The sequence below is a fragment of the Reyranella sp. genome, assembly GCF_965228225.1.
Lineage (GTDB): Bacteria > Pseudomonadota > Alphaproteobacteria > Reyranellales > Reyranellaceae > Reyranella.
In genome coordinates, this window is record NZ_OZ245801.1 from 513980 (window position 1) to 540623 (window position 26644).

The following is a 26644-nucleotide window of genomic DNA, read 5'->3' on the forward strand; positions in this document are numbered from 1 at the left end:
GTGAACGTCCCCGCCATGCAGCGCCTGATCGCCGAGCTGCGCAACTCGGGCATCGCCGACGAGAACGTGCTGGCGGCCATCGCCTCGGTCGACCGCGAGCGCTTCGTCACTCAGACCTTCGCCGAGCGTGCCTGGGAGAACACGGCGCTTCCGATCGCCTTCGGCCAGACGATCAGCCAGCCGCTGGTGGTCGCCGCCATGACCGAGGCGCTGCGCGTCGGGCCGCGCATGAAGGTGCTGGAGATCGGTACCGGGTCGGGTTACCAGGCCGCGGTGTTGGCCAGGCTGGCGCGCCGCGTCTACTCGGTCGAGCGCTTCAAGCCGCTCTCCAAGGCCGCCGAGCGGCTGCTGCTCGACCTCGGCATCTACAACGTCGTGGTCGACATCAACGACGGCAGCAAGGGCTGGCCCGGCCAGGCGCCGTTCGACCGCATCATCGTCACCGCCGCCGCCGAGGAGCGCCCGCAGGCGCTGATCGACCAGCTGGCCGTCGGCGGCATCCTGATCGTGCCGGTGGGCCGCGATCCCACCTCCCAGGTCGTCGAGCGCATCGTCAAGAACGAGAGCGGCCTGCAACGCGACACGCTGATGCCGGTGAGGTTCGTGCCACTGGTTGCGGGCCCGCTGCCGGTGCTTGGATCAGGCTGACTTTCTTCCCCTTCGCGGAGCCCGCGAAGGGGAAGTGTCGCCGTCTCACGGCGACGATGGGGGCGTTTCACCATTTCGCTTCATTCTGCACCGGGCGGCCCTCCGCGCTTCGGTCGCTGCGCTCCCTGCAGCGCTAGGTGCCGCTGACGTTCCGCGGCTGCGGAACGTCCGGAGCCTCCTATTCCCGCCGGAATCTCAATGCGGTAGTATGGAACCATGAAAAGAGCCCCTCGCTTCCCCTCGCGATGGGCCGGCCGGATGCACACGCTGGGTACAATGGCGGTGCTGTCGGTCGCGCTCGGCGCCTGCAACACCGTCATGGGTGCCCGTGAAGGCACCATGGAATATCCCGGGTCCGCCGCCGGCCCCAATGCCGTTCCGGTCTACGTCGTGAAGGACAAGGACACGGTCGACGGCCTGTCGCGCCGCTACGGTGTGCCGTCGCAGACCATCATCGACCGCAACAACCTCAAGGCGCCCTATACGCTGAAGCCCGGCCAGTCGCTCGCCATGCCCGGCGCCCGCTTCGTGCAGGACAGCTACGGCGAGCCCGCCAGCCAGACCGCCGCCGCCAATCCCAATGCGCCGTCGTCGGTGAAACGCGAAGGCCTGGCGCCGCCGCCGGGCGCGCAGGGTGAGGCGCCGCGCTCCGCCGCACCCGCGGGCGAGCCCACACCGCTCAGCAAGGCCTCGCAGTCGGTCACCGTGCCGGCCACGCCGCCGGCGCGGATGATCTGGCCCGTCAATGGCAAGGTCGTCTCGAGCTATGGCACGTCGGGCGGCCAGAAGAACGACGGCATCGACATCGCCGCCGCCAAGGGCACGCCCGTGAAGGCCGCCGAGGGCGGCAAGGTCGTCTATGCCGGCGGCGAGGTCGCCCGCATGGGCAACCTGCTGCTGATCGAGCATTCCGGCGGCTACATCACGGCCTACGGCAACAACGAAGAGCTGCTCGTGAAGAAGGGCGACACGGTCAAGAAGGGCCAGACCATCGCCAAGGTCGGCAATTCCGGCGGAACGGCCGAGCCGCAGCTCCATTTCGAGGTCCGCCGCTCCGGCAAGACCATCGATCCGAGGACGGTGCTCGGCGCGCAATAGGCCTTTGGACGTTCTTCCTTACGGCGCTCCCGGACATTGCTATGCTTAGCGGCTTGTAACCAAGCCGCGGCCTGACGCTCGCGGGCCGAGCTTCGCTCGGCCTAAACCACCTTCCCGATCATCTTGTACTCGCCCTTGCGGTCCTCGATTTCGAGGACCCAGAGGTCGGGATCGCGGGCGACCTGGCGGGCGATGTAGGCGTCGGCTTCGGGCTCGCTGACGGGCGAGGGGCCGGTGCCGCGGCTCCACGCCGCTTCATCGTCGAGCGTGCTGGTCTGGGTGAAGACGGTCACGCCCGCCTCGAAGCGGTTGATCTTCAGCAGCACCGTGCCGACGTCGGGATCGCCGCGCCGCACGACGGCTGCGGGAATGAACGCGCGGTCGCACAGGCGAATCTGCGCGCTGACCCAGAGTCCGGTGGTGAGCCCCATTACCATGAGGCTTTCATGAAGCGCGCCGTCCGGCCCGTCAAACCCGGGCTTCGCCCTTGCCGAGGCGGACGGGTTCGGCCAATACAGCGCGCTCCATGGCCGATCCTCCTCTCCTCGCGCTCAGCGGCATCCGCTTCCATCTCGGCGACCAGACCATCCTGGCCGGCGTCGATCTCGGCATCGCGCCGGGCGAGCGCCTGTCGCTGGTCGGCCGCAACGGCGCCGGCAAGTCGACCCTGCTGCGCATCCTGGCGGGCGCGCCGATCGCCGATTCCGGCGAGCGCTTCGCCCAGCCCGGCGCCACCGTCGCCACCCTGCCGCAGGAGCCGGATTTCTCCGGTCATGCCACGGTGGCCGACTATGTCGCCTCCGCCCTCACCGATTCGCTGGGGCCGGACGATTATCGCGTCGCCGCCATCCTCGAGGACATGAAGCTCGACAGCGGGCGCGATCCGACCACCCTGTCGGGCGGCGAGGCGCGCCGCGCGGCGCTGGCGCGTGTGCTGATCGGCGAGCCCGACGTCATGCTGCTCGACGAGCCGACCAACCATCTCGACCTGCCGACCATCGAGTGGCTGGAGGAGAAGCTTTCGAGGTGGCGCGGCGCCTATGTGCTGGTGAGCCATGACCGGCGCTTCCTCACCAACCTGTCCCGCGCCGTGCTGTGGCTCGACCGCGGCATCGTGCGCCGCCTCGACAAGGGCTATGGCGAGTTCGAGTCCTGGTCGAACGACATCATCGAGCGCGAGGCGACGGAGCGGCACAAGCTCGACCGGCTGATCGAGCGCGAGACCGAGTGGGCGGGCAAGTCGATCCGCGCCCGCCGCACACGCAACGAGGGCCGCCTGCGCGCGCTCAATGCCCTGCGCCAGCAGCGCAGCCAGCAGATCGGGCCCGTCGGCCGCGCCTCGATCGAGGCCGGCAGCGCCGAGGCCTCGGGCGCGCTGGTCGTGACCGCGCGCAACATCACCAAGCGCTGGGGCGACAAGCCCATCGTCGAGGATTTCTCGACGCGCATCTTCCGCAAGAACCGCATCGGCCTGATCGGACCGAACGGCGCCGGCAAGACGACGCTGCTCAAGATGCTGATGGGTGAACTCGAGCCCGACAGCGGCACGGTGAAGCTGGGCTCGAACCTGATGCCGGTGGTGATCGACCAGCGCCGCATCGGCCTCGATCCCGACAAGACGCCGTGGGAGACGCTGGCCGACCGCAACGACCATGTGCTGGTGCGCGGCCATCTCACCCACGTGATGACCTATCTGCGCGAATACCTGTTCCGCGACGAGCAGGCGCGACAGCCGGTGCGCACCTTGTCGGGCGGCGAGCGCAACCGCCTGCTGCTGGCCAAGGCGCTGGCCGCGCCCTCGAACATGATCGTGCTCGACGAGCCGACCAACGATCTCGACGCCGACACGCTCGACCTCTTGCAGGAGGCGCTCGACGATTACGACGGCACCGTCCTGCTGGTGAGCCATGACCGCGATTTCCTCGACCGGCTCGTCACCTCGACCATCGTGCTCGAAGGCGACGGTACGGCGACCGAGTATGCCGGCGGCTACAGCGACTACGTGGCCCAGCGCGGCCCGAGGGTGGAGCCGACGGGCGTCACGCCGTCACGCGCAAAGGACAAGCCGGCCGCGCCGAAGCCGGCAGCGCAGGGCAAGGCCCGCCTCGGCTACAAGCGCGAACGCGCCTTGGTCGAACTGCCGAAGAAGATCGAAGCCCTGCAGGCCGAGATCGCCACGCTACAAAAGGCGCTGGCCGATCCCGATCTCTACCGCCGCGATCCCAAGTCCTTCCAGACCAAGACCAACCGCATCGGCACCGCCCAAGCCGAGATCGAGACTGCCGAGACGGAATGGCTCGAACTCGAAATGCTGCGCGAGGAATTGAGCGGTTAAAGAAAAAGCCCGTCGTCCTGAGCGGAGCCACCCGCAGGGTGGCGTAGTCGAAGGACCTCTCATCCGGCGCACGGCCTGTTGAAGCGAAAAAAGGTCCTTCGACTGCGCGCCTTGCGCTCCGCTCAGGACGACGGGATTTCTATTTTTTCTTCCGCTCGTAATGCGCCGCGATCATCAGCGCGGTCGCGACGGTCACCTTCTTGCCCGTGGGAATGTGCAGGAACTCGTTCGGCCCATGCGCATTCGAATGCGGCCCGAGCACGCCGGTGATCACGAACTGCGTCTTGGGGAACTTGTCGCCCAGCATGCCCATGAAGGGGATCGTGCCGCCTTCGCCCATGTAGGCGACCGGCTGGCCGAAGGCCTCCTGCGAGGCGTCGTTCACCGCCGTCTCCAGCCATGGCGCCAGCGGCGGCGCGTGCCAGCCGCTCTGGCCGCCTTCGCCGGCATCGAACTCGACGGTCGCGCCATAGGGCGGATCGGACTCCAGCGCCTTCTTCATGGCCTTCACGGCCTCCTTGGCGTCGAGCGTCGGCGGCGTGCGCACGCTGATCTTGGCCTCGGTGTAGGGCAGCAGCACGTTGCCGGCATCGACCGGCTCGGGATAGCCCGCCATGCCCACGGTCGCGAGCTGCGGCCGCCAGGTGCGGTTCAGCACCATCTGGCCGAGATCCTCGACCATCGGCTTGGTCGTGCCGGCGAACGGGAACTTGCGATAGACCTCCTCGCCCAGCACGCGCGCGGCCTCGGAGGCCTGGGCGATGCGCTGCGGCGGGATCTGCACGAACAGCTCCGGCAGCTTCATCTCGCCGGTCGCCTCGTCCTCCAGGCGCGTGAGCAGCGCGCGCGTGATGCGGAAGGAGGAGGGCACGATTCCCGACGCGTCGCCCGAATGCACGCCCTCGTTCAGCACCCGCACCTTGAGCGTGCCGGCCGCGATGCCGCGCAGCGACGTGGTGAGCCACATCCGGTCCCAGTCGCCGCAGCCGGAATCGAGGCAGACGACCAGCGACGGATCGCCGATGCGGTCGAGCAGGTGGTCGACATAGAAGGGCAGGTCGTAGCTGCCGGATTCCTCGCAGCCCTCGATCATGATGACGCAGCGGGTGCGCGGGATGCCCTGCTCCTTGAGAGCCAATAGCGCGGCGAAGCAGGCATAGATCGCGTAGCCGTCGTCGGCGCCGCCGCGGCCATAGAGCTTGTCGTCCTTGCGCACCGGGATCCACGGCCCCATGCCCTCGGCCCAGCCCTTCATCTCGGGCTGCTTGTCGAGATGGCCGTAGAGCAGGACGGTGTCGTCGTTGTCGTCGCCCGGGATCTCGATGAAGATCAGCGGCGTGCGCCCGGGCAGCCGCACCACCTCCATCGTCGCGCCCGCGAAGGCGGCAACGTGCGGCCGCGCCCAGTCGGTCATCAGCGTGACCGCCTGCTCCATGTAGCCGTTCTCCTCCCACTTCGGGTCGAACGACGGCGACTTGTTGGGGATGCGGATGTACTCGGTGAGCGACGGCAGGATCTGGTCGTCCCAGAAGCTGCCGATGAAGGTCTTGATCTGGTCGGGGTTCATGGGCGGGAGTTTAGCCGTGTTCCTCGTTCTTGCTAGGCCAGAAGTTTAAGTGTGGAAGAATAACGATTGTCAGTAAACAAGCCGCGAAGAAGCCGCGGTGGTATCAAAGGTTGTATTCTCTCGTCCAAGATTGGCATACGTTTCGTTGTTTAGGGCTGGGACGCCGCTTGCAGGGGGGCGAAGGCCGACAGAGGTTTGAAGAGCCAGTACTGGCTTCTGAGGTGGAACCGTAGATGGCCGGCACAAACAACCGCGTCGAGTTGAAGCGATATATTCGCTTCCAGCTAGAGCAAATGAGCCAGCGGAATGATCATCATGCATTCGAGGCATTAGCCTTTGAGCTGGCACGTATTCGCATCTGTTCGAATCTGTTGCCTGCGACAGGTCCCGTACAGGCAGGCGGTGATCAGGGGCGAGACTTCGAAACCTTCAGGACTCATCTGGGACGGACGTCAATTGCTGAAAACGCATTTGTAGGCAGAGTAAGCGACAAAAACTTGGTGTTTGCATGCACTCTTAACAAGAATCTCGTGGCTAAGATTGCGTCTGATATTGAAACAATTTTCTCGTCTGGTTCGAAGGTTGATGCTGTCTACTATTTTTCGGTGCCAGATCTTCCAGTTGCCAAGCGCCATTCGCTAATCAAGGAGTGCAAATCAACTCACAGCTCGGAGCTTGAGATATTCGACGGACAAGCCATCTCAGACATGCTTGCAGATGCAGATGCATTCTGGATGGCAACGCAATTCTTGTCGATCCCAACAGAGATGTATCCTCGGGTTGAAGGCTCCGAAGAGTATGAGGAGCTTCGTACCAAGTGGCTCAATGGCGCTCGCAATATCGGGAACTTTGCAGAGTTTCTGGAGGTGAAACGTGGACTTAGGCAGGCGACATTTACTGAGAACATAAAGCCGGATCTCGGGGATTGGATTAAGCTGATGCGCCCGGTCGCGGACGATGTGGAAAGTCAGCTAAGGCGAAATGCACTTTACGAGATATCCGTTGCGCAATTGCGTGGACGAGGAGTACTCGATCCCGAGCGTCAGGCTGTTACAACTTATTTTGCGACATTAGGTGACGAACCTAGTGCAGGTGAACTCGAAGATGCTGGAGTTCTAGTTTCTTACTGCCACTCGGCAACACATATGGGGCGCTTCAATGCTCCGAAGGGGGTGGTCGACCATTGGTTAGAGATGGTGGCTGAGAAGTTGGACCGGGCTCTGAGCAAGCAGAATCTTGCAAGTGAGAGATACATACTTTTGAAGGCTCGCGGCGGAGCTGAGTTGCAGCGCTTCTTCGTTTCGAATTCAAAGGAGCGCGCTAGAAAATGCCTCGAATGGTGGGCACTGGCGCTTGATGTTGCGGAGCATGACCCGTTCTGTGAGGTGCAGAGGTTTGCTGCTATTCTTGAGGTGACGGTTCCGGCATTGGGACGTGAAGAAAAGTTCATTTCGCTAGCTGATCGTGTCGACGAGATAGTCGGGAAGCGCGAAGGTAAAGCAGCCGCTGCAGAGCAGTGTCGTAACAGGGCTATTGCCTACGCGAAGGACGGACAACTTCTGCCCGCTATCGATCAGCTTCAAAGGACAAAGGAAGGTTGGTTTGCGGCAGAGACGATGCAAGGCTCGATATTGGCCATGTATTTGTTGTCGCAATGGTATCTCAAACTAAATCTGCCATTGGCGGCACGATACTATGCGATGATAGCAATGTTTGTCGCGAGCCGCAGTACTGACAAGAATCTCACAAGATATTCTTCTCGCGGAGCGCTGGCTGTCGCTGAGACTTACTTGAAGGCTGGCGGCGGGCGTAGCGCACTTGCGACGATTGCCCTGGCGATGGAACTCCATTTTAACTTTGCTGCGGAGCCAGGTGACCTTGAAAAGCACGAGCATATCGCTGAGGCGATAAGTAATAGCGCAACAATTCGTGCAATGATCTTGAAATGTGCGCCAGATTTACAGCCGCAGGTCGATACTCTGATCGATCGGCTAGGATTACCCGCAGACCTTCGTCAATCAGTCGTAGAAGTCGGAAACCGACCACCATGGGGTAATTATTCGAAGGCAGATGTCGAGGCTCATCTTGCTGCCGAGATCGGCTATTCGCTGTTTACCGACTTGGGGCAGGCGGTTGTCGTGGAATGGCGAGCGCTAGGAATTAGATGGACGATTCGTTGCGATTCGGCGGACCGTTTGGCAGCGGAGGAACTGGCGACAATCCTGCAGATTGTTCAGGTTGATCTGGCAAATGCGGATCTTCTCATCTTGCCGTCAAACGTCGAAGTTGAGTTGTCAGTAGCAAATGTTGATCAGCCGCAGATCGAGCAATTGCCTGATAATGGCCAACTCAGGTGGATGTTGCGGCTGCCAATCGATTGGGAGGCAATATCAGCAAAGGGAGAAATTGAGTATTCATTGGCGATAGTCACGATGATGCTCAATCAGGTTACCGGCCTTTCAGATGAACAGTTCCTATTGGAGCTGGAACAGCGACTTAAGCGGGGCTTGTATCAAAAGGCATTCTGGGTTCGACCGGCGGCGGATATGCTGAAGCAAGCTGCGGAGTTTCGTGAATTCGGCTTCGATCCAACTCTGATAGAGAAACCAAATCAACTAGCTGAACTAAGCCCGTTGGAAGCGCCGGAGCTCGCGTGGCGCACAGGGCCAGCGTCAACCTATTCGAAGGAGGTTGCGAAGGAGCATCTTGAAAACAGGTACCGAAGGATGACTCCATATCTTCGTTCTGTAGCACCAACCTTGATTGCAGACCCCCAAACTCAGATTTTGCTCGAGAATCTGCACCGAAATGGGCTGCTTGACTGGCAGATCATGGCCATCATTTTCAATTTAGGGCTTCAGGCACACATGGCTCGTTTGGGCGTTACCGGGGCGGAGCAAAGTGCTGAAGCTTTCAAGGCGGCATACTTTGAACAACTCGAAGCGTTTGAGAATCAAGAAAATGGCATTTTCGACCCAACTTGGTTGACCAAGGAGGCTGCGGAACTACAGGAAAAAATGCTCACTGTCGCGGCTAGTAAGACCTGGAATGTCAAGAACCGCCGTCAGACACCGGACTTTGTTGCCATCAAGCGGATTCTAGACGAGCGCTTCAATCATTCCTCAGATGATATTGAGCACGAAAACATTTTCCGCTGGTCAAGAGATATCGAGTAGTCGGCTGCGAACCTTGCTCACCTTTGAGCGACGTTGTCTTTTTTCTCCAGCTCGGCTGTGGCGAGTTTCTCTGTCTTTTCCCTCACGGGCTCCTCGTCTTCGACAATGACTTTTACTTCTTCTTTCACGGGCTCTTCTGCTTCCGAGTTCGCAGGCTCCTCGTCGTCGATGACGGCTTTTACTTCTTCTTTCTCGGGCTCTTCTGTTTCCGCGTTCGCAGGCTCCTCGTCCTCGACGACAGCCTTTACCTCTTCTTTGATGGCCTCTTCGGCTTCCGTGTTCGAGGTCTCCTCAGCCTCATCTTCGGCGGGCTTCTCCGCTTCGTCCTTCGCCGGCGTCTCGGCCTCGTCCTTCGCAGGCTCCACCGGCTCAACGTTGGCTGGATCGAACCATGTCGCTGCTTTGTCGAAGGCGGCGACGAGGGCGGCGGCTTCGGTCGGATCGACCAGGGTTTCGAAGCCGTGGAGGATGTTGTTGCGGATGCGGCGCAGCGTATCGAGCTGGCGTAGCCGGTCCTTCGACAGGTTGAAGCGCGTCGCCTCGAACAGGCTTTCGAGTGTGGCGGTCCGGTCGTCGGCCATGTCGGCCTGGCGCTTGACCTCGCGTTCGAAGTTCACGGCGGCGTTCAGCACCGCCTGGTAGGGCATCTTGAGGTCGAGCAGCTGCTTCGGCGCCAGCGCCTCCACGGGGGTCCGCTTGGTGGGGGCGTGGGCGAGGTTGCGGAACAGCGGGCGCTGGCCGTCTTCCGGCTTTTCCGGCTCGGGTTCGGGCAGGGCGCCTTGCTCCTTCAGCTCCTCGATGCCGACCCGGATGCTGACGAAATCGTTGGCGGGCTTGGGGGCAGGCTTCGGGTCGGGCTTCGCCGCAGGCTCGGGGACGAGCGCCGGAACGGGAACAGGGGCCGGCTCCTCGACCGGCTTGGCGACGGGCTCGACGATCGGCTCGACCGTCGGCGCGGCGATGAGCGCGGGCGCGGGCTCCGGTTCCTTCTCCGGCGCTTTCTCGGGGGCGGGGAGCTTCAGGGGCTCGGGAGCGGGGGCGCTGACGGCGGCCGGCGCCGGTGCCTCGGCCCGGGCCGACCGCGCGGCGCGCAGGACCAGCCCTTGCGCCGCCAGGATGCAGAAGAACGCCACGCCGCCGGCCGTCACGCCGTCGAGCGGCATCTGCTTGGCCTGGGCCACCAGCGTGCCGTAGGCGGCGCCGCCGGCCAGCGGCAGCACCAGCTCTTTCAGCACGCGTAGCGCGATTGGCGTACTGCCCGCCTTCTTCTTGTCCATCGACCCCAATCCATTCGCTCCGGCCCACGCGCGGCCGGTAAAAGCCGGCGCCCTACTAACAAACCTCGGCAGTGCGACCAAGCGCCAGGGCAAGCGGAGGGGGGGGAGAAGCGTCCCCCGCCTCAGTTGACGCCAACGGACCTGTCCGCTACCCCCACGCCACCCCGAAGGACCCCCAAAAAGTGCCCGATTCCGCCGCTCTTCCCGCTTCCGACGCCCGCCTGGCCGGCCATCCCGCCGGGCTCAGGCGCACGTTTGCGATCATCTCGCATCCCGACGCCGGCAAGACGACGCTGACGGAAAAGCTGCTGCTGTTCGGCGGCGCCATCCATGTCGCGGGCGCCGTGAAGGCGCGCGGCGAGGCTAGGCGGGCGCGCTCGGACTGGATGAAGATCGAGCAGCAGCGCGGCATCTCGGTCACCACCTCGGTGATGCATTTCGAGTATGGCGGCGCCGTCTTCAACCTGCTCGACACGCCGGGCCATGAGGACTTCTCCGAGGACACCTACCGCACGCTGACCGCCGTCGATTCGGCGGTGATGGTGATCGACGCCGCCAAGGGCATCGAGGCGCGCACCCGCAAGCTGTTCGAGATCTGCCGCCTGCGCGACGTGCCGATCATCACCTTCATCAACAAGATGGACCGCGAGTCCAGGGACCCGATCGAGCTCCTGGACGAGGTCGCCTCGACCCTGGCGCTCGACGTCTCGCCCATGACCTGGCCGACCGGTTCGGGCCAGAACTTCAAGGGCACCTATGATCTCAACAACAACCGCATGCTGGTGTTCGACAACACCGACCGGAGCCGCATCGGCGAGGTGATCGAGAACTACACGATCGCCGATCCCAACTTCGCGGACGAGGTCGAGCTGGTGCGCGCGGGCTATCCCGCGTTCGATCTCGAAAGCTATCGCGCCGGCCACCTGTCGCCGGTGTTCTTTGGCTCGGCCTACAACAATTTCGGCGTGAAGGAATTGCTCGACGCGATCGCCGCCTGGGCGCCGCCGCCGCGGCCGCAGCCCGCCGAGCCGCGGCCGATCGAGCCGACCGAGCCCAAGGTTTCGGGCTTCGTGTTCAAGGTCCAGGCCAACATGGACCCCAACCATCGCGACCGCATCGCCTTCCTGCGCCTGTGCAGCGGCAAGTTCCGCCGCGGCATGAAGTTGACGCAGATGGGCACGTCGAAGGTTCTGTCGGTCAACTCGCCGATCCTGTTCTTCGCCCGCGAGCGCGAGATCGTCGACGAGGCCTGGCCCGGTGACATCATCGGCATTCCCAATCACGGCGTGCTGCGCGTCGGCGACACGCTGACCGAGGGCGAGACGCTGAAGATCGTCGGCATCCCGAACTTCGCGCCGGAAATCCTGCGCCGCGTGCGGCTGGAGGACCCGATGAAGTCCAAGCAGCTCCGGCGCGCGCTCGAGGATCTGGCGGAAGAGGGTGTGACCCAGGTGTTCCGCCGGGTCATCGGCGGCGACCATATCGTGGGCGTCGTCGGCGAACTGCAGCTCGACGTGCTCAAGACCCGCGTCGAGGCCGAGTACAACGTCCATATCGACCTCGAGCCCGCGCCGTTCGAAACCGCGCGCTGGATCTCGGCCGAGACCAAGGCCGATCTGGAGGAGTTCATGTCGGCCAATCGCGGCGGCATGTCCGAGGACCGCGACGGCTCCCCGGTGTTCCTGGCCCGCAACGCCTGGGAGCTGGGCTACATCGCCGAGAAAAGCCCCAAGGTGAAGTTCTCGGATATTCGCGAGCGTTCTTAACTCAACCTGTCGTCCTGAGCGCAGCGAAGGACCTTGCGGAGCGACCGGAGTACTCCGTGGCTCGCGCGAGATCCTTCGCTGCGCTCAGGATGACTTGGAGGGCGACCAGCCGTAGGCTTTGGCGCAGGCGCCGCCCATCAGCATCGCGCGTTCGCTGTCGCTGAGCGTCTTGGTTTCCAGGAACGGCTTCACCGCGTCCTCGTAGTTCACGACGGCGAAGGCGCGGGTCCAGTCGGTGCCCCAGAGGCAGCGCTCGAAGCCCCAGGCGTCGAAGATGCGCTTCAGCGGGTCCCAGATGTCGGGGAACGGATAGGGCTGCCTGGAGAGCGTGCAGGCGCCGCTGATCTTGATCACGGCGTTCGGGCGCCTGGCGAGGTCGAGGATCTTCGGCAGGTCGGCCCAGGGCTCGGCGGGCGCCGGCGGGACGCGCGGCTGCAGGATGCCGAGATGGTCGACGATGAAGCGCGTCTCGGGATGGCGATCGATGATCTGCATGCCTTCGTCGACCCGGCCCCAGAACAGGAAATTGAGCGGCAGGTCGTACTGGACGGCGGCCTTGCAGATGCGGTCGAGGCCGGGATGGTCGGCGCCGCGCTTTTCCTCCTCGCGCAGGAAGATGCGGATGCCGACGGCGCCCTGCGTCTCCTTCCACTTGGCGATCACGTCGGCCACGTTCTCGTCGTCGGGATCGACCGGCTTTACGATGGCCATGCGGTTTGGATGGCGGCGCGCCACGTCCTCGGCGTAGCTGGCGTCATAGCGGTACGTCGCGAAAGGCGAGATCATGATCGCGCCGTCGACGCCGACCGCGTCCATCGCCGCCACCATCTCGTCGCCAGTCACGTGCGCGGGCCAGTTCGGCACGGTGGCCCATGGCCGTTGCAGCGTATTGGCCTCGTAGGCATGGACCTGGGAATCGATGATCGGCATGGCGCGTTTCCTTTCTCTTGTTACTTCTTCTTCCGTTCCGTCACCGGCACCGTCACTTCGTCGGTGCGCAGCTTCTCGAGCGCTCCCGTGTCGAGGCCGAGCAGTTCGCCCAGCACCGCATCGGTATGCTGCCCCAGGGTTGGCGCCGGGCGCTTGATCTCCGACTTGCCGCCGGTGTGGAGGCGGATGGGCGAGATCGGCACACGCGTCTTGCCGCGGCGCGGATGGTCGACATCGACCCAGAAGCCGCGCGCCTCGAGATGCGGATCGTAGGCGACCTCGCGCGCGGTCTTCACCGGGGCGCAGGGGACACGCGCTTCGGTGAGCGCGGCCAGCACTTCGTCTTTCGACTTGGGCAACGTCCAGGCGCCGACCGCATCGTCGATCAGGTCCATGTTCCGGGCGCGGCCGGGTGTGGTCGCGAACTCGGGATTGGCGAGCCAGTCCTGGCGGCCCAGCATCTCGCACATCGACGTCCAGTGCCGCTCGGCCGAGGTGAAGATCGCGACATAGCCGTCGCGGCAGCGATAGGTGTTGTAGGGCGCCATGGCGAGCGCGGGGTGACGGTTGCCGGTGCGGTCGGGCACGTTCTTGTCGCCGTCCATCACCGCGCCCAGCGCCGAGGCGATCGAGATCGCGCCGGCCTCGTGCATGGCGACCTCGACCCGCTGGCCCTTGCCCGTGCGCTCGCGCTGCACGAGCGCGCCCAGGATGCCGGCGCAGAGATGGATGCCCGCGAGGAAGTCGCAGACCGCGGCGCCGGCCTTGGTCGGCGGCCCGTCGGCGTCGCCGGTGGCGTTGGTGATGCCGCTCATCGCCTGGATGGTGACGTCCATGGCGGCGAGGTCGCGATAGGGACCGTCGAGGCCAAAGCCCGAACTGCCGCCATAGACCAGGCGCGGGTTCAGCTTGCTCAGCACGTCGTAGCCCAGTCCGAGCCGGTCCATGACGCCGGCGGCGAAGTTCTCGATCAGCACGTCGGCCTTGGCGACGAGGTCGAGGAAGATCTCCTTGCCGCGCGGCTGCTTGAAGTCGAGGACGACCGACTCCTTGTTGGAGTTCAGCATGACCAGCGGATAGGGCTCGACCTCGCGCTTGCGGCGGCGCACCACGTCGCCCTCCGGCGGCTCGATCTTGAGCACGCGCGCGCCCATGAAGGCCAGCTGCAGCCCGCAATAGGGGCCGTTGTAGATCTGGCCGAGATCGAGGACGAGCATCCCGTCGAGGGGGCGGCGGATGGTCATGGCGTTTCTCCGGTAGGCTTGCTCGAACTGTAACGCGATCCGGCGGCGCGGGCAGTGCGGAGTGCGTCTCCGGTCCGTTGTGCGAGGGGACAGGGCGCTTTATGAGGAGCGGATCATGAGCATCATCACGCGAATCGACTGCGGCCCGCGCATGAGCGAGGCCGTCATCCTGGGCAACCGCATCCACTGCTCGGGCATGATCCCCGAGGATACGAGCCTCGACATCACCGGCCAGGTGCAACAGGCGCTGGCCGAGATCGACTCGCTGCTGGCCAAGGGCGGCAGCGACAAGTCGAAGATCCTCACCGCCACGATCTGGCTGAGCGATATCTCCGATTTTGCCGCCATGAATAAAGTTTGGGACGCCTGGGTCGTGCCGGGCCACACGCCCGCCCGCGCCACCGTCGAGGCGCGGCTGAACGACCCCGACATGAAGGTCGAAATCATGGTCGTCGCGGCGATCTAAGATCCTGCGAGGCCCAGATCCTCCAACGCACCACCACTCCACGGGAGGAAGATCGATGCTCGACCATGTATTTGTCACCGTTCGCGACGTTCGTCGGTCGATCGCCTTCTACGAGCGGGCGCTTGCGCCGCTGGGGATCGGCCATGTGCTCGATTACGACGGCAGGGATGGGCCACCGGGCCATCCAGACCTGAAAGGGTTCGGCCGCGAGGGTCGCGTGTTCTTCTAGCTCAGGCCCGGCCAGGCCGATAGCCGTGCGACCCATGTTGGCTTCGTGGCGTCCAGTGAGGCCGAGGTCGATGCGTTCCATATGGCCGCCGTTGCGGCCGGAGCGACCGACAATGGCGCGCCGGGTCCGCGGCTGCACTACGATCCACGTTACTACGCTGCCAACGTCTTGGATCCTGACGGTTACAGCCTCGAAGCCGTCTACAAATCCTGGCAGCATCCTTTCCGGTAAAGCCTTTACGGGTGCAGCCCGTGATCTGCTAAGGTCCCGCCGCTTCGAATTCCAAGAAGGAGAAAGTCTATGAGCGTCACCCGCATCAACGCCGGCGCCCGCATGAGCAGCGCCGTGGTCCACGGCAACACGGTCTATCTCGCCGGCCTCACCGCCGACGACGCCAAGGCCGACGTGAAGGGCCAGACCAAGCAGATCCTCGACAAGGTCGACAAGTTCCTGGCCGAAGCCGGCACCGACAAGTCGAAGGTGCTCTCCGCCAACATCTGGCTGACCGACATCTCGACCTGGAGCCAGATGAACGAGGTGTGGGACGCCTGGGTCTCCCCCGGCAACGCCCCGGCCCGCGCCACCGTCGAAGCCAAGCTCGCGGCGCCGGGTCTCAGCGTCGAGATCATGATCCAGGCCGCCAAGTAAGCGCGTACCTGTTTCGAGACGAAGGGCCGGCATCCGCCGGCCCTTTTGCTTTTGGGGGCGCTGTCTTGACGAAATTGCCCGGCGTCGGCTTCTATTCGCCCGAACTCTGGGGAGAGGGTAGATGGTGGTGAAGAGCGTACTGGCGGGCCTGTGCCTGGCGGGCCTATGCCTCGCGGGATTGTCTTCGGTGGCGCTGGCGCAGAACGCGCAGCCTTACGGCAAGGGCTTCGACAGCTGGAACTTCTCGCGGACGAAGGAGCCGAGCGGCGTCACCAATTGCCGTGCCTTCCGTCGTGTCGGCGGCCGCGACGACATCATGGCGATGCGCACCGACGGCCACTCCTATCTCAGCGTCCGCGCCGAAGGTCGCAAGGGCAAGTTCCCCAACTCCATCGTCGTTCCCCTGCGGGAGCCGGCGAACGGCATGCAATGGGATCTCGCGATCGAGGCCGACGGGAAGCGCATGTGGGTCGTGATGCCGCCGGCGGCCATCGAGATCATCGCCGCCAAGGGCGGCTACAGCATGCTGCTGGGCGGCAGCGAGGACCGCGACGACGTCAACCTCGGCAAGAGCGCCCCCGCCGCCTGGAAGCGCGTCAAGGAATGCATCGTCGACTCGGGCGGGTGATTTGGGCCTCGCGGCTGAAATCCAAGGGTCCCTGGCTGCGCTCGGGATGACATCTCTTGCTGAACCGGCGCACTGCGCCACTGCCCACAAGATTGTCATCCCGAGCGAAGCGAGGGACCTTTCGCTTTCTGCAAGGCGCGATCGCACGGCCGGAAAGCGGCGATCCGCAGCTAGTTGATCGGCCCGATGATCTTGCCCGGGTTCATGATGTTGTCCGGGTCGATCGCCTTCTTGATCGCGCGCATCAGCGACATCGCCTCGCCGTGCTCGGCGTAGAGATACTTGATCTTGCCGATGCCGACGCCGTGCTCGCCGGTGCAGGTGCCGCCGAGATGCTGGGCGCGCGCCACCATGCGGTCGTTCAGCGCCTCGGCCTTGGGCAGGTAGGTCGGGTCGCTGGGATCGACCATCATGGTGAGATGGAAGTTGCCGTCGCCGACATGGCCGACGATCGGCGCGTAGAGGCCGTTGGCCTGGATGTCCTTCTGCGTCTCGAGGATGCATTCGGCGAGCTTGCTGATCGGCACGCAGACGTCGGTCGCCCACATGCCCCAGCCCGGCTTGTAGGCCTTGGCGGCCCAGGCGGCGTCGTGGCGGGCCTGCCACATCCTGCTTCGTTCCTCGGCCTGGTTGGTCCAGGCGAAGTCGCCGCCGCCATGCTCGGCGGCGATGGCCTGCACCATCTCGGCCTGTTCCTTGGTGCCGGCCTCGGTGCCGTGGAATTCCAGCAGCAGCAGGTTCTTCTGCGGCAGCGTGAGCTTTGAATACTGGTTCACCGTGTCGACCGTGTAGGTGTCCATCAGCTCGATGCGCGCCACCGGGATGCCGGACTGGATGGTCTGGATCACCGTGTTGACCGCGCCCTCGAGACTGTCGAACGCGCAGGTCGCGGCGACCATCGATTCCGGCGTGCCGTAGAGGCGAAGCGTGATCTCGGTAATGACGCCCAGCGTGCCCTCGGAGCCGACGAACAGCTTCACCAGGTCGTAGCCCGCGCTCGACTTCCGCGAGCGGCGGCCCAACTGCATGATCCGGCCGTCGGGCGTCACGACCTGCAGCGACAGCACGTTCTCGCGCATCGTGCCGTAGCGCACGGCGTTGGTGCCGGAGGCGCGGGTGCTGGTCATGCCGCCGATCGAGGCGTCGGCGCCGGGATCGATCGGGAAGAACAGGCCGGTCGCGGGGAGATACTCGTTCAGCTGCTTGCGGGTGACGCCGGGCTGCACGATCACGTCGAGGTCGGCCTCGTTGACCTGCAGGATCTTGTTCATGCGGCTGACGTCGAGCGAGATGCCGCCGTTGGGGGCGCTGATATGGCCCTCCAGCGAGGTGCCGGTGCCGAACGGGATGATCGGGGTCTTGTGGCGGGCGCAGAGCTGGACGATCTGCTGCACTTCCTCGGTCGATTCGGCGAAGACCACGGCGTCGGGCAGGTGGGCTTCGTGATACGAAATGTCCTTGCCATGCTGTTCGCGCACCGCGTGCGCGGTGCTGACCCGGTCGCCGAACAGCGCCCTGAGCTCGGCGATCGTGGCATCGACGTTGAGGGGTCTCGCCTGGGCCGCTACAGCCATGTTCGTTCTCCTAGCGTAAGCCGTTTGGATACGCTCAAATGCGGCCAAAGCCAACCTGAGGAAACCGCCCCATGCGCGACGTCTACATGATCGGCGCCTACACCACCGTCTTCAAGAAGCACCCCGGCCTGAGCTTCGGCGACCTCGCCCGCGAGGCCTATCTGGGCACCCTGGCCGATGCCGGCATGGACAAGGGCAGCGACATCGAGACCGGCTGGCTGGGCAATTGCGGCATGGGCTTCTGGGGCCAGAACTCGATCCGCGGCCAGGCGCTGTTCCAGCCGCTGGTCGAGGAGGGGCTGTTCCCCGAGCGGGTGCCGATGTTCAACGTCGAGAATGCCTGCGCCACCGCCTCGACCGCCTTCATGGGCGCCTGGAAGGACGTGCTGGCCGGCACCCACGAGCTCACCTTCTGCCTCGGTGTCGAGAAGCTGTTCAGCCCGGAGGCGCCCGAGCGTACGGCCGGCCTGTTCAACCAGGGCTACATCACCAGCCAGCACGACCGGCTGGTCGAGGAGATGAACCGGGTGGGCAAGATGGTCGGCTCGGAGTTCAAGCCGGGCGATGACCGCACCATCTTCATGGATACCTATGCCATGCAGGCCAAGTGGCACATGTGGAAGTACGGCACGACGCAGGCCCAGATCGCCGCCGGCGCGGCCAAGAACCACAATTACGGCGCGTTGAACGAGAAGGCCCAGTACCGCTTCCAGATGACGCCGCAGTCGGTGATGGAGGACCGCCCGGTGTCGTTCCCGCTGACCCGCGCCATGTGCGCGCCGATCGGCGACGGCGCCGCGGCCGCCTTGTTGTGCTCGGCGGAGTATCTCGAAAAGCAGCCGAAGCAGGTCCAGGACCGCGCCATCAAGATCGCGGGCGTCGGCTTCTCGGGCGGCATGTACCGCAACCTCGACGAACCCGGCCTCACGCGGGCAGCCGCCGACAAGGCCTACAAGATGGCGGGCCTCGGGCCGGAGGACATCGACGTCGCCGAGGTCCATGACGCCACCAGCTTCTGCGAGATCTACCAGTGCGAGATGCTGCGCTTCTGCCCCGAGGGCGAAGGTGGCAAATTCGTCGAATCGGGCGCCACCGGGCCGGGCGGCAAGCTGCCGGTGAACACGTCGGGCGGCCTGGTCTCCAAGGGCCATCCGGTGGGCGCCACCGGCCTGTCGATGCTGGCCGAACTCGCCACGCAGCTGCGCGGCGAGGCCGGCGCGCGCCAGGTGGAAGGGGCCAAGGTCGCGCTCGCCGAGAATGGCGGCGGCGTGATCGGCATGGAGGAGGCCGTGGCCTCCGTCGTGATTCTCAAGAAAGAGTAGAGGAAAGACATGACAATCCGCTTCGACAATCGCGTCGCCATCGTCACCGGCGCGGGCAACGGGCTCGGCCGCGCGCATGCGCTCCTGCTGGCCAGCCGCGGCGCCAAGGTGGTCGTGAACGATCCGGGTGGCGCGGTCGACGGTAAAGGCGGTGGCCACGCCGCGGCCGACAAGGTGGTGGACGAGATCAAGGCGGCGGGCGGCATCGCCGTCGCCAACTACGATTCCGTCGCCGAGGCCGCGACCGCCGCCAACATCGTGAAGACCGCCGTCGATGCCTTCGGCACGGTCGACATCGTGGTCAATAATGCGGGCGTGCTGCGCGACAAGACGTTCCACAACATGACGACCGAGGATTTCGAGTTCGTCGTGAAGGTCCACTTCCTCGGCACCGCCTATGTGACGCATGCGGCCTGGCCGATCCTGCGCGCCAAGGCCTATGGCCGCATCGTCGTGACGTCCTCGAACTCCGGCATCTACGGCACCTTCGGCCAGTCCAACTATGGCGGCGCCAAGCTCGCGGTCGTGGGCTTCATGAACGCGCTGCGCCTGGAAGGCCAGAAGTACAACATCATGATGAACGCGCTTGCGCCGATCGCGGCCACGCGCATGACCGAGAGCCTGATGACGCCGGAGGCGCTGGCCAAGCTGAGGCCCGAGTTCGTCTCGCCGATGGTCGCCTATCTGTGCAGCGAACAGTGCCAGCGCACCGGCGACATCTGGAGCGCCGGCGCCGGCACCTTCGCGCGCATCGAGTATCGCGAGGCCGAGGGTCTGCGCATCGATGGCCGCGCGCCGACCATCGAGGATGTGGCCGACAATATCGAGAAGATCGCCGACGTCTCGGCCAGCCGCGTCTTCCGCACCTCCGGTGAGGAAGTCGCCGCCGTCGTGAGCGGCTCCTGAGCGGCGAGGCGTCTCCCGCCATCGCACCGGCAGCGGATCGGCTGCTGCCGGTCGGGAAATGGCTGCTGCGGGAAGGCCGGCTCATCAGGAGGCCGGACGCCTTCATCGAGCAGCTGATGAACCGCGTGCTCGAGGCTGGCGTGCCGGTCTGGCGCATGTATGTCGGCCTTCAGCTCGTCCATCCGCAGCTCCAGGCGATGGGCTATCTGTGGCGGCGCGGCGAGCGTGTCGAGTCGATCACCCGCGCCTACGGCGTGCAGTTCACCCCGGCCTATATCGGCAGCCCGATCCAGGAAGTGCGGGAAGGGGGAACGCCGGTCCGCTACCGGCTCGATCGCCTGACCGAGCGCCACCATCACGTGCTGCACGAGGTGAAGGAGGGTGGCGGCACCGATTACTTCTCGCTGCCGATGCACATCCGCCGCGACGGGCCGCTGCCGGTCGTGGCCTTCGCGACCGACCGCAAGGAGGGCTTCAGCGAGGCCGACATCGACGATCTCACGCGCCTCGTCGACATGATGGGCGCCGTGACCGAGATGCACATCGAGGAGAGCGTCGCCCAGACCGTCGCCCAGACCTATCTCGGCCGCCATGTCGGCGAGCGCATCCTGCACGGCATGATCCGCCGCGGCGACGGCGAGGAGATTCGCGCGGTGCTGTGGTTCTCCGACCTGCGCGATTTCACCGGCCTCAACGAGCGCCTGCCGCCCGACCAGGTGCTCGAGTTGCTGAACAACTATTTCCAGCTGGTGGGCGACGCGCTGTCCAAGCACGGCGGCGAGATCCTGAAGTTCATCGGCGACGGTGTGATGGCCTATTTCCCGGCCGAGGATGCGCTGTTCATGCCGATGGTGACGGCCGCCGCTCTGGACGCCGCGCGCCAGTTGATCTCCGACGCCGAAGCCGCCAACGAGGCCCGCGCCACCGCCGGCGCCGAGCCGATCAGGTTCGGCATCGGGCTCCATGTCGGCACGGTGACCTTCGGCAACATCGGCACCGAGGACCGGCTCGACTTCACCGTCATCGGCTCCGCCGTCAACCGCGCCTCGCGGCTGGAGGGCCTCACCAAGGCGCTGGGCGTCCGCGTCTGTGCCTCCGCCGAATTCAACGCCGATTGCCCGCGGCCGATGAAGTCTCTGGGCAAACACCGCCTGCGCGGCGTCCGCGAGCCGGTGGAGATCTTCACGCTGCCGGATTGAATTGCTTCCCCATTCAGATGGGGAAGTGCCCCGTCTTACGGGGCGATGGGGTCATGGGCGTTTCAAGGATATGACCCCTCCGACGGCGAAGCGGCTTGGTTACAAGCCGTGAGGCGCCACCACCTCCCCATTTGAAGGGGGAGGAGAAGAGGAAGATCAAACCTTCGTCTTCCAGCCTTCGATCCAGGTGAGGGCTTCCTCGTCGGGCAGGGGCTGTTCCGAGGCGTCGATTTCGAGGCGGTCGCCGACCTTCCGGGCGCCGCACAGTTCCAGGACCTGGTCGACCTTCTTGCCGCCGCCGCAGAACGTGTCCTGGTAGGTCATGTCGCCCAGCGCGATGACGCCGTAGCGGTGGCCCGACAGGTCGGGCCTGTCGCGCTGCAGCGCCTCCACGAGTGGCAGGATGTTGGTCGGGATGTCGCCCGAGCCGTGGGTCGCGCAGACCACGAGGAGCACGTCGTGCGCCTGCAGGTCGGCAGCGGTCGCGGCCTTGTCGGTGACGTCGACGGCGTGCCCGGCACTCGCCAGCACGGGTTGCAGCGCGTCGGCCACCATCTGGGCATTGCCCGATTCGGTGCCGACCAGGATGAGGATCGTGGCCATGCTCCCGGATACGGGACGGAGTGCCGCGATGCGACGCGACCGGATGGCGCGGCAGATTCCGCCATGCCAGTCTCGCAGCCATGGAAGAAACGCCCGTTCTGTCCGCCCTCGAGGGCGGCATCCTGACCCTGACGCTCAACCGCCCGCAGCGGCTGAACGCCATGAGCCATCAGCTGATCGACGTCATGAACGCCGAGCTGAAGCGCGCCCGCGAGGACGATGCGGTGCGCGCGGTGCTGCTGACCGGCACCGGCCGCGGCTTCTGCGCCGGCGCCGATCTGGCGGGCGGTGGCCCCGGCGATGCGTCGGCCTCCGGTCCCCGCGATGTCGGCGCTGCGATGGACCGCCTCTTCAACCCCATGATCCGGGCCATGCGCGAGCTCCCCAAGCCGATCGTCGCCGCGGTCAACGGCGTGGCGGCGGGCGGCGGCGCCAACCTGGCGCTGGCCTGCGATATCGTGATCGCCGCGCGCTCGGCGCGCTTCGACCAGGCCTTCGTCCGCATCTCCCTGATCCCCGACTTGGGCGGCACCTGGTTCCTGCCGCACACGGTGGGCGACGCCCGGGCCCGCGCGCTGGCGATGCTCGGCGCCTCGGTGCCGGCCGAGGAGGCCGCACGCATGGGCATGGTCTGGCAGGTCGTCGACGATGCGGCGCTCATGGACGAGGCCGGCAAGATCGCGAGGAAGCTCGCCAGCGGCCCGACCCGCTCCTATGCCGCGATCAAGGGCGCGATCAACGCCGCCGCCACCAATACTCTCGACCAGCAGCTCGACCTCGAACGCGACCGCCAGCGCGAACTCGGCCAGAGCGAGGATTTCAAGGAGGGCGTCGCGGCCTTCCTCGCCAAGCGCGCCCCCAATTTCACCGGACGTTGAGAGACGAAAGATGACCTACGAGAAGATCGAGATCGCCAAGGAAGACGGCCTCGCCACGCTGACGCTGAACGCGCCGGACCGGCTGAACGCCGTGTCGCGCAAGATGATCGGCGAACTGAAACAGTGCTGGGAGGAACTCGCCGCCGACGCCTCGGTGCGCGCCGTGCTGCTGACCGGTGCGGGCCGCGGCTTCTGCGCCGGCGCCGACCTCGCCGATCCCGATCGTGCGAAAGGCGCCATCTCCGATTCGGGCGAGGCGCTCGACAAGTTCTTCAATCCCGTCATCCGCCTGATGCGCGGGATTCCCAAGCCGATCGTGGCGGCGGTGAACGGCCCGGCGGCCGGCGTCGGCATGAGCTTCGCGCTCGCCTCCGACATCGCCATCGCCGGCAAGTCCGCCTCCTTCCTGCAGGCCTTCGCCCGCATCGGCCTGCTGCCCGACGGCGGCAGCACCTGGTTCCTGCCGCGCCTGGTGGGCGAGCAGCGGGCGCGGGCGCTGGCCATGCTGGCGCCGCAGATCAGCGCGCAGCAGGCCAAGGACTGGGGCCTGATCTGGGACGTGGTCGAGGACGCCGACCTCATGAAGACGGCGGGCGACCTCGCGCGCCGTCTGGCCGACGGACCGACGATGTCGCTCGCCCGCATCAAGGAGGCGATGAACCGCGCCAGCGGCAACACGCTCTCCCAGCAGCTCGACGTCGAGCGCGACTTCCAGCGCGAGCTGGGCAAGAGCGAGGATTTCAAGGAAGGCGTCGCGGCCTTCCTCGCCAAGCGCAAGCCCGCCTTCAAGGGCAAGTAAGAACGAAAAGAACCACGGGAGAGACGACCATGACGACGCCGTTCAAGGAGATCGCCTCGGGCCTGAAGTTTCCCGAGGGCCCGGTGGCCATGCCGGATGGCTCGGTCGTCCTGGTCGAGATCGCGCGCGAGACGCTCACGCGCGTCACGCCGGACGGCAAGCAGCACGTCATTGCCAAGCTGGGCGGCGGCCCCAACGGCGCGGCGATGGGGCCCGGCGGCAAGATCTACGTCACCAACAATGGCGGCTTCAACTGGATCGAGCGGCCGGGCGGCCGGTTGTTTCCCGGCACCGCGCCCGCCTCGTACAAAGGCGGTTCGATCCAGGTGGTCGACCCGGAGACCGGCGCGTTCGAGACGCTGTACGACAGCTGCGACGGCCGCAAGCTGAACGGCCCCAACGATCTGGTGTTCGACGATGCCGGCGGCTTCTGGTTCACCGACCTGGGCAAGACGCGCGAGTACGACAACGATCGCGGCGCCGTCTACTACGCCAGGGCCGACGGCTCGAAGATCGAGCAGAAGGTGTTTCCGCTGGAGCGTCCCAACGGCTGCGGCCTCTCGCCCGACGGCAAGACGCTCTACGTCGTGGAGACGCCGACCGCGCGCCTCTGGGCGTTCGACCTGTCGTCGCCCGGCGTCATCAAGGACGCCAACGGCCCCTATCGCGGCGAGAAGGGCCGGGTGGTGGCGGGCCTCGGCGGCTATCAGATGTTCGATTCCCTGGCCGTCGATTCCGCCGGCCACGTCTGCGTCGCGACCCTGATCACCGGTGCCGTCTCCGACATCTCGCCCGACGGAAACTCGGTGACGCAGCACAAGCTCCCCGACCCGATGGTCACCAACGTCTGCTTCGGCGGACCGGACCTGCGCACCGCCTACGCTACCCTGTCGATGACCGGCAAGCTGGTCAGCTTCGAGTGGCCGCGCCCGGGCCTGAAGCTCGAGTATCTGAACAAGTGACCAAGTTGTCTTGAATTCCGGGACCGGGATTGACACGGTGGCTTTTGAACGAGAGAATCAAGACTACTGATACGGGTATCCAGATTCAGTTGTTCGAAGCACTCAAGGGCCTTTTCCGCAAGCCGCGCGCCTCTTATGAGGTGGCACAGCTCCCTTGGGCGGGGCGGACCGAAGAAGAGATGGTGGCCAAGCTCGCCATCATCAGCTTGCATCATTCCCTGCTCAACGTGCTGAAGAACGAACGCGGCATCCATTCCGAGACGCTGATGGTCGCTATTGGTGCGATCGCCGGGCATGCTGCGGCCTATGCGGTTTGGGAGACGATGATCAAGCCGGGCCATCTCCAGCTCGGGCGGGACATCCATACCGTCGAAGTCAAGGGAAGCAGCGACAAGTTCTATTTCGGAAACAGCATCAACGCGTTCCTTGTTCCGGAAAAGCCGGAGACCTTACCCTTGTGGAATCAGATTGCGGGGAGCGCTGTCGCCACCGGAGTGCCTGCTGCGGAATTGCCGGACGTTCGCGAGATGTTCAGGCACAATGCCGATGCGGTCGGCACGCCGGCCTTCGGAATCGTACGTGCGCCTGACGATCACATGCCCGGTTGGACGGCCCCTCAGGCGATCAATGCTCTCTGGCATTTCGTCAAGCCCATCCTCGGACGCGCAGACAATCCTGGCTATGCTGGCTACAGCGTTCCTGTCGAGCAATGGCCGCTGGTGGTGGCTATTGTAGCTGGCCAATACGTGACAATGGCCAAGGATGTCCTGAATCCGCAGCTGTCTGTGCGCTTCATCATGGAAGCGGCGATCGCCACTTCCAAGATGGATCCAAACTCTGTGCTTCAGGTGGGGCCCGAACGATCGGCCTGATGCCGGCCTGGAACCGGTATCGACCTTGGCCCCGCCGCGACGAGCCCTTGAGCCCCTGGCGACATGATCAGCCTATGTCACCGGGGCCCCGCTCATGTCATCGCCGGCATCACCCCTTGGTCTGGCCCCGCACCTCGCGGCTGGCGACGACCTTGCCGGCGGCATAGGCCTCGTGGTTGGCGTCGACCTCGGAGAGCTTGTAGCGGTAGTTCACCATCATGCCGTAGGACTGCTTGAACCCGTTGGCGCTGGTGTCGCCCAGCCAGTTCAGCCGCTCGACGACGGCGCCGTTGCCGAGGTGGAAGTGCGCCACCCGGTCGAGCGCGCGGCCCTTGTCGGTGGCGGTGAGATAGACGGCGGCGAGCCGCGTCAGGATCGGGCGCAGCGCCTTGTCGATGGCCGGCACCTCCCACCAGTTCGGACGCCCCAGCAGCTTAAGGACGGCCGCGGCGCCGTAGGCCTCGTCGATGACCGGCCCCAGCGAGGCGATTTCGGTCTGGGTCAGCGCGCCATCGCCTTCGGTCTTGAAGCGGTGCTCGACATGCTGGCGCAGGCCGGGGATCGGCGACAGGGTCGCGAAATCCTTGATGTTGGGCAGGTCGCGCGAGAGCTGGTCGGCGACGCGCTTGATCAGGAAGTTGCCGAAGCTGATGCCGGCCAGACCCTGCTGGCAGTTCGAGATCGAGTAGAAGATCGCGGTGTTGGCGCGCCTGGGATCGTGCGTCTCGTCGCGCGCGTCGAGCAGGCGTTGCACGTTGCCGGCCATGCCGTCGACCAGCGCCACCTCGACGAAGATCAGCGGCTCGTCGGGCATGCGCGGATGGAAGAAGGCGAAGCAGCGGCGATCCGAATCGAGCCGGTTCTTGAGGTCGCGCCACGAGCGGATGGCGTGCACCGCCTCGTAGGTCACGAGCTTTTCCAGCAGAGAAGCGGGCGAGGCCCAGTCGATGCGCACGAGATCGAGAAAGGCCACGTCGAACCAGGCGCCCAGCAGCGAGCGCAGGTCCTCGCTCAGCGCCTTGGCCGCGACATCGCTACGGCCCAGCGCCAGCAGTTCGGCGCGCAGGTCGACGACGAATTTCACACCCTGCGGCACGCCGACGAACTCGCGCAGCAGCCGCACCGCCGGCGGCTCCAGCTCGCGGCGCAGCGCCCGGGCGGGCTCCTTGCCGGCGCGCCAGTGGTCGACGGTCTTCATCGCGGCCTCGCGCGGCAGGCCGTAATCGCGCGCCAGGGTCAGCAGGAATTTCTTGCGGCCGGCGGCCGAGAGCGACAGGTAGGCCTGTCCCAGTTCGGCAGCCCGGCCGCGGCGCGCGGTCTCGCCACCCTTGCCTTCGAGGCAGGCGTCGATGCGACTCTTCAGCCGCGGGATGTCGTCGTCTGGCAGATCGGGCCGGAGCGGCGCGCCCACCGCCTCGCGGGCGCCGCGGGCAGTGTCGATGAAAGCAGTGCGCAGTCGTTCGAGTGTACGGTCGACGGTATTGGAGAAGAGCAGGGCCATACGCGGATTATGTCAC

The 26644-nt window shown here is 65.3% G+C and carries 23 protein-coding genes and 1 pseudogene; 16 read left to right on the forward strand and 8 right to left on the reverse strand.

All coding sequences use genetic code 11. The annotated features are described in order from the left end of the window. The first annotated feature begins 15 nt into the window (after nt 1-15). Complete coding sequence (locus ACO07K_RS02460) at nt 16-648, forward strand: protein-L-isoaspartate(D-aspartate) O-methyltransferase (RefSeq protein WP_422036620.1); 633 nt, start codon at nt 16-18, stop codon at nt 646-648. Between the two features lie 216 nt (nt 649-864). After that, complete coding sequence (locus tag ACO07K_RS02465) at nt 865-1746, forward strand: peptidoglycan DD-metalloendopeptidase family protein (RefSeq protein WP_422034339.1); 882 nt, start codon at nt 865-867, stop codon at nt 1744-1746. 101 nt (nt 1747-1847) lie between these two features. On the opposite strand, the gene ACO07K_RS02470 is transcribed toward ACO07K_RS02465, so the two are convergent. Next, entirely contained in the window at nt 1848-2183 is a 336-nt protein-coding gene (locus ACO07K_RS02470; RefSeq protein WP_298317273.1) for a DUF1491 family protein, read from the reverse strand. 89 nt (nt 2184-2272) lie between these two features. Here ACO07K_RS02470 and ACO07K_RS02475 point away from each other — a divergent pair, with 89 nt between their 5' ends. Further along, entirely contained in the window at nt 2273-4081 is a 1809-nt protein-coding gene (locus ACO07K_RS02475) for an ABC-F family ATP-binding cassette domain-containing protein (RefSeq protein WP_422034340.1), read from the forward strand. Between the two features lie 139 nt (nt 4082-4220). On the opposite strand, the gene ACO07K_RS02480 is transcribed toward ACO07K_RS02475, so the two are convergent. Next, a complete protein-coding gene (locus ACO07K_RS02480) occupies nt 4221-5648 on the reverse strand; it encodes a M20 family metallopeptidase (protein WP_422034341.1) in 1428 nt (475 codons plus the stop codon). Nucleotides 5649-5881: 233 nt separating this feature from the next. Here ACO07K_RS02480 and ACO07K_RS02485 point away from each other — a divergent pair, with 233 nt between their 5' ends. After that, a complete protein-coding gene (locus ACO07K_RS02485; protein ID WP_422034342.1) occupies nt 5882-8824 on the forward strand; it encodes a hypothetical protein in 2943 nt (980 codons plus the stop codon). Between the two features lie 17 nt (nt 8825-8841). Here ACO07K_RS02485 and ACO07K_RS02490 read toward each other — a convergent pair whose 3' ends face one another. Beyond that, nucleotides 8842-10101: a hypothetical protein gene (locus tag ACO07K_RS02490; protein WP_422034343.1), complete on the reverse strand. Its 1260-nt coding sequence runs from the start codon at nt 10099-10101 to the stop codon at nt 8842-8844. A 182-nt stretch (nt 10102-10283) separates the two neighbouring features. Here ACO07K_RS02490 and ACO07K_RS02495 point away from each other — a divergent pair, with 182 nt between their 5' ends. Continuing rightward, nucleotides 10284-11867: a peptide chain release factor 3 gene (locus ACO07K_RS02495; protein ID WP_422034344.1), complete on the forward strand. Its 1584-nt coding sequence runs from the start codon at nt 10284-10286 to the stop codon at nt 11865-11867. 84 nt (nt 11868-11951) lie between these two features. Here ACO07K_RS02495 and ACO07K_RS02500 read toward each other — a convergent pair whose 3' ends face one another. Together ACO07K_RS02500 and ACO07K_RS02505 are read right to left on the reverse strand one after the other, a co-directional pair. Further along, on the reverse strand, nt 11952-12797 hold the full coding sequence (locus ACO07K_RS02500; RefSeq protein WP_422034345.1) for an amidohydrolase family protein: 846 nt from the start codon (nt 12795-12797) through the stop codon (nt 11952-11954). Between the two features lie 20 nt (nt 12798-12817). Beyond that, nucleotides 12818-14041 carry a CaiB/BaiF CoA transferase family protein gene (locus ACO07K_RS02505; protein ID WP_422034347.1) on the reverse strand — a complete coding sequence of 408 codons (1224 nt, stop codon included), beginning with the start codon at nt 14039-14041 and terminating at the stop codon, nt 12818-12820. Nucleotides 14042-14156: 115 nt separating this feature from the next. Between ACO07K_RS02505 and ACO07K_RS02510 the strand changes: the two genes are divergently transcribed. From ACO07K_RS02510 to ACO07K_RS02525, 4 genes and pseudogenes are all read left to right on the forward strand, one after another. After that, on the forward strand, nt 14157-14507 hold the full coding sequence (locus tag ACO07K_RS02510) for a RidA family protein (protein ID WP_422034348.1): 351 nt from the start codon (nt 14157-14159) through the stop codon (nt 14505-14507). Between the two features lie 55 nt (nt 14508-14562). Further along, a pseudogene (locus ACO07K_RS02515) lies at nt 14563-14967 on the forward strand (VOC family protein). A gap of 69 nt (nt 14968-15036) precedes the next feature. Further along, nucleotides 15037-15384 (forward strand): RidA family protein, encoded by a 348-nt coding sequence (locus ACO07K_RS02520; RefSeq protein ID WP_422034349.1) that lies wholly within the window; start codon nt 15037-15039, stop codon nt 15382-15384. A 121-nt stretch (nt 15385-15505) separates the two neighbouring features. Next, complete coding sequence (locus tag ACO07K_RS02525) at nt 15506-16012, forward strand: hypothetical protein (RefSeq protein WP_422034350.1); 507 nt, start codon at nt 15506-15508, stop codon at nt 16010-16012. A gap of 170 nt (nt 16013-16182) precedes the next feature. On the opposite strand, the gene ACO07K_RS02530 is transcribed toward ACO07K_RS02525, so the two are convergent. Beyond that, complete coding sequence (locus ACO07K_RS02530) at nt 16183-17586, reverse strand: FAD-binding oxidoreductase (RefSeq protein WP_422034351.1); 1404 nt, start codon at nt 17584-17586, stop codon at nt 16183-16185. 71 nt (nt 17587-17657) lie between these two features. On the opposite strand from ACO07K_RS02530, the gene ACO07K_RS02535 reads away from it, so the two are divergent. The 3 genes from ACO07K_RS02535 (at nt 17658) to ACO07K_RS02545 (ending at nt 21013) form a co-directional block, all read left to right on the forward strand. After that, complete coding sequence (locus tag ACO07K_RS02535; RefSeq protein ID WP_422034352.1) at nt 17658-18908, forward strand: thiolase family protein; 1251 nt, start codon at nt 17658-17660, stop codon at nt 18906-18908. A gap of 9 nt (nt 18909-18917) precedes the next feature. Then, the gene (locus ACO07K_RS02540; RefSeq protein ID WP_422034353.1) at nt 18918-19814 is read left to right on the forward strand and encodes an SDR family NAD(P)-dependent oxidoreductase; all 897 of its coding nucleotides are present in this window, start codon (nt 18918-18920) and stop codon (nt 19812-19814) included. Between the two features lie 116 nt (nt 19815-19930). After that, the gene (locus tag ACO07K_RS02545; RefSeq protein ID WP_422034354.1) at nt 19931-21013 is read left to right on the forward strand and encodes an adenylate/guanylate cyclase domain-containing protein; all 1083 of its coding nucleotides are present in this window, start codon (nt 19931-19933) and stop codon (nt 21011-21013) included. A gap of 156 nt (nt 21014-21169) precedes the next feature. Here ACO07K_RS02545 and ACO07K_RS02550 read toward each other — a convergent pair whose 3' ends face one another. Continuing rightward, the gene (locus tag ACO07K_RS02550; RefSeq protein ID WP_298310105.1) at nt 21170-21616 is read right to left on the reverse strand and encodes a flavodoxin domain-containing protein; all 447 of its coding nucleotides are present in this window, start codon (nt 21614-21616) and stop codon (nt 21170-21172) included. Nucleotides 21617-21696: 80 nt separating this feature from the next. Here ACO07K_RS02550 and paaG (ACO07K_RS02555) point away from each other — a divergent pair, with 80 nt between their 5' ends. The 4 genes from paaG (ACO07K_RS02555) to ACO07K_RS02570 are packed head-to-tail and all read left to right on the forward strand — an operon-like array spanning nt 21697 to nt 25127. Continuing rightward, on the forward strand, nt 21697-22494 hold the full coding sequence (paaG, locus tag ACO07K_RS02555) for a 2-(1,2-epoxy-1,2-dihydrophenyl)acetyl-CoA isomerase PaaG (RefSeq protein WP_422034355.1): 798 nt from the start codon (nt 21697-21699) through the stop codon (nt 22492-22494). A gap of 10 nt (nt 22495-22504) precedes the next feature. After that, nucleotides 22505-23293, forward strand: coding sequence for a 2-(1,2-epoxy-1,2-dihydrophenyl)acetyl-CoA isomerase PaaG (gene paaG, locus ACO07K_RS02560; protein WP_422034356.1), 789 nt, complete (start codon nt 22505-22507; stop codon nt 23291-23293). Between the two features lie 29 nt (nt 23294-23322). Next, nucleotides 23323-24255 carry an SMP-30/gluconolactonase/LRE family protein gene (locus tag ACO07K_RS02565; RefSeq protein ID WP_422034357.1) on the forward strand — a complete coding sequence of 311 codons (933 nt, stop codon included), beginning with the start codon at nt 23323-23325 and terminating at the stop codon, nt 24253-24255. 44 nt (nt 24256-24299) lie between these two features. Further along, nucleotides 24300-25127 carry a hypothetical protein gene (locus tag ACO07K_RS02570; protein ID WP_422034358.1) on the forward strand — a complete coding sequence of 276 codons (828 nt, stop codon included), beginning with the start codon at nt 24300-24302 and terminating at the stop codon, nt 25125-25127. Nucleotides 25128-25236: 109 nt separating this feature from the next. On the opposite strand, the gene ACO07K_RS02575 is transcribed toward ACO07K_RS02570, so the two are convergent. Then, nucleotides 25237-26628: a malonyl-CoA decarboxylase domain-containing protein gene (locus ACO07K_RS02575; RefSeq protein ID WP_422034359.1), complete on the reverse strand. Its 1392-nt coding sequence runs from the start codon at nt 26626-26628 to the stop codon at nt 25237-25239. Between the last annotated feature and the right edge of the window lie 16 nt (nt 26629-26644).

Excerpts from the sequence above, each read along its gene's own strand:
- ACO07K_RS02535 (WP_422034352.1), top strand. The coding sequence starts at position 17,658 with ATGCGCGACGTCTACATGATCGGCGCCTACACCACCGTCTTCAAGAAG.
- ACO07K_RS02550 (WP_298310105.1), bottom strand. The coding sequence starts at position 21,616 with ATGGCCACGATCCTCATCCTGGTCGGCACCGAATCGGGCAATGCCCAG.
- ACO07K_RS02575 (WP_422034359.1), bottom strand. The coding sequence starts at position 26,628 with ATGGCCCTGCTCTTCTCCAATACCGTCGACCGTACACTCGAACGACTG.
- ACO07K_RS02510 (WP_422034348.1), top strand. The coding sequence starts at position 14,157 with ATGAGCATCATCACGCGAATCGACTGCGGCCCGCGCATGAGCGAGGCC.
- ACO07K_RS02505 (WP_422034347.1), bottom strand. The coding sequence starts at position 14,041 with ATGACCATCCGCCGCCCCCTCGACGGGATGCTCGTCCTCGATCTCGGC.
- ACO07K_RS02460 (WP_422036620.1), top strand. The coding sequence starts at position 16 with ATGCAGCGCCTGATCGCCGAGCTGCGCAACTCGGGCATCGCCGACGAG.
- paaG (WP_422034356.1), top strand. The coding sequence starts at position 22,505 with ATGACCTACGAGAAGATCGAGATCGCCAAGGAAGACGGCCTCGCCACG.
- ACO07K_RS02500 (WP_422034345.1), bottom strand. The coding sequence starts at position 12,797 with ATGCCGATCATCGATTCCCAGGTCCATGCCTACGAGGCCAATACGCTG.
- ACO07K_RS02530 (WP_422034351.1), bottom strand. The coding sequence starts at position 17,586 with ATGGCTGTAGCGGCCCAGGCGAGACCCCTCAACGTCGATGCCACGATC.
- ACO07K_RS02525 (WP_422034350.1), top strand. The coding sequence starts at position 15,506 with ATGGTGGTGAAGAGCGTACTGGCGGGCCTGTGCCTGGCGGGCCTATGC.
- ACO07K_RS02480 (WP_422034341.1), bottom strand. The coding sequence starts at position 5,648 with ATGAACCCCGACCAGATCAAGACCTTCATCGGCAGCTTCTGGGACGAC.
- ACO07K_RS02545 (WP_422034354.1), top strand. The coding sequence starts at position 19,931 with ATGAACCGCGTGCTCGAGGCTGGCGTGCCGGTCTGGCGCATGTATGTC.
- paaG (WP_422034355.1), top strand. The coding sequence starts at position 21,697 with ATGGAAGAAACGCCCGTTCTGTCCGCCCTCGAGGGCGGCATCCTGACC.
- ACO07K_RS02540 (WP_422034353.1), top strand. The coding sequence starts at position 18,918 with ATGACAATCCGCTTCGACAATCGCGTCGCCATCGTCACCGGCGCGGGC.
- ACO07K_RS02490 (WP_422034343.1), bottom strand. The coding sequence starts at position 10,101 with ATGGACAAGAAGAAGGCGGGCAGTACGCCAATCGCGCTACGCGTGCTG.
- ACO07K_RS02485 (WP_422034342.1), top strand. The coding sequence starts at position 5,882 with ATGGCCGGCACAAACAACCGCGTCGAGTTGAAGCGATATATTCGCTTC.
- ACO07K_RS02520 (WP_422034349.1), top strand. The coding sequence starts at position 15,037 with ATGAGCGTCACCCGCATCAACGCCGGCGCCCGCATGAGCAGCGCCGTG.
- ACO07K_RS02565 (WP_422034357.1), top strand. The coding sequence starts at position 23,323 with ATGACGACGCCGTTCAAGGAGATCGCCTCGGGCCTGAAGTTTCCCGAG.
- ACO07K_RS02475 (WP_422034340.1), top strand. The coding sequence starts at position 2,273 with ATGGCCGATCCTCCTCTCCTCGCGCTCAGCGGCATCCGCTTCCATCTC.
- ACO07K_RS02470 (WP_298317273.1), bottom strand. The coding sequence starts at position 2,183 with ATGGTAATGGGGCTCACCACCGGACTCTGGGTCAGCGCGCAGATTCGC.
- ACO07K_RS02465 (WP_422034339.1), top strand. The coding sequence starts at position 865 with ATGAAAAGAGCCCCTCGCTTCCCCTCGCGATGGGCCGGCCGGATGCAC.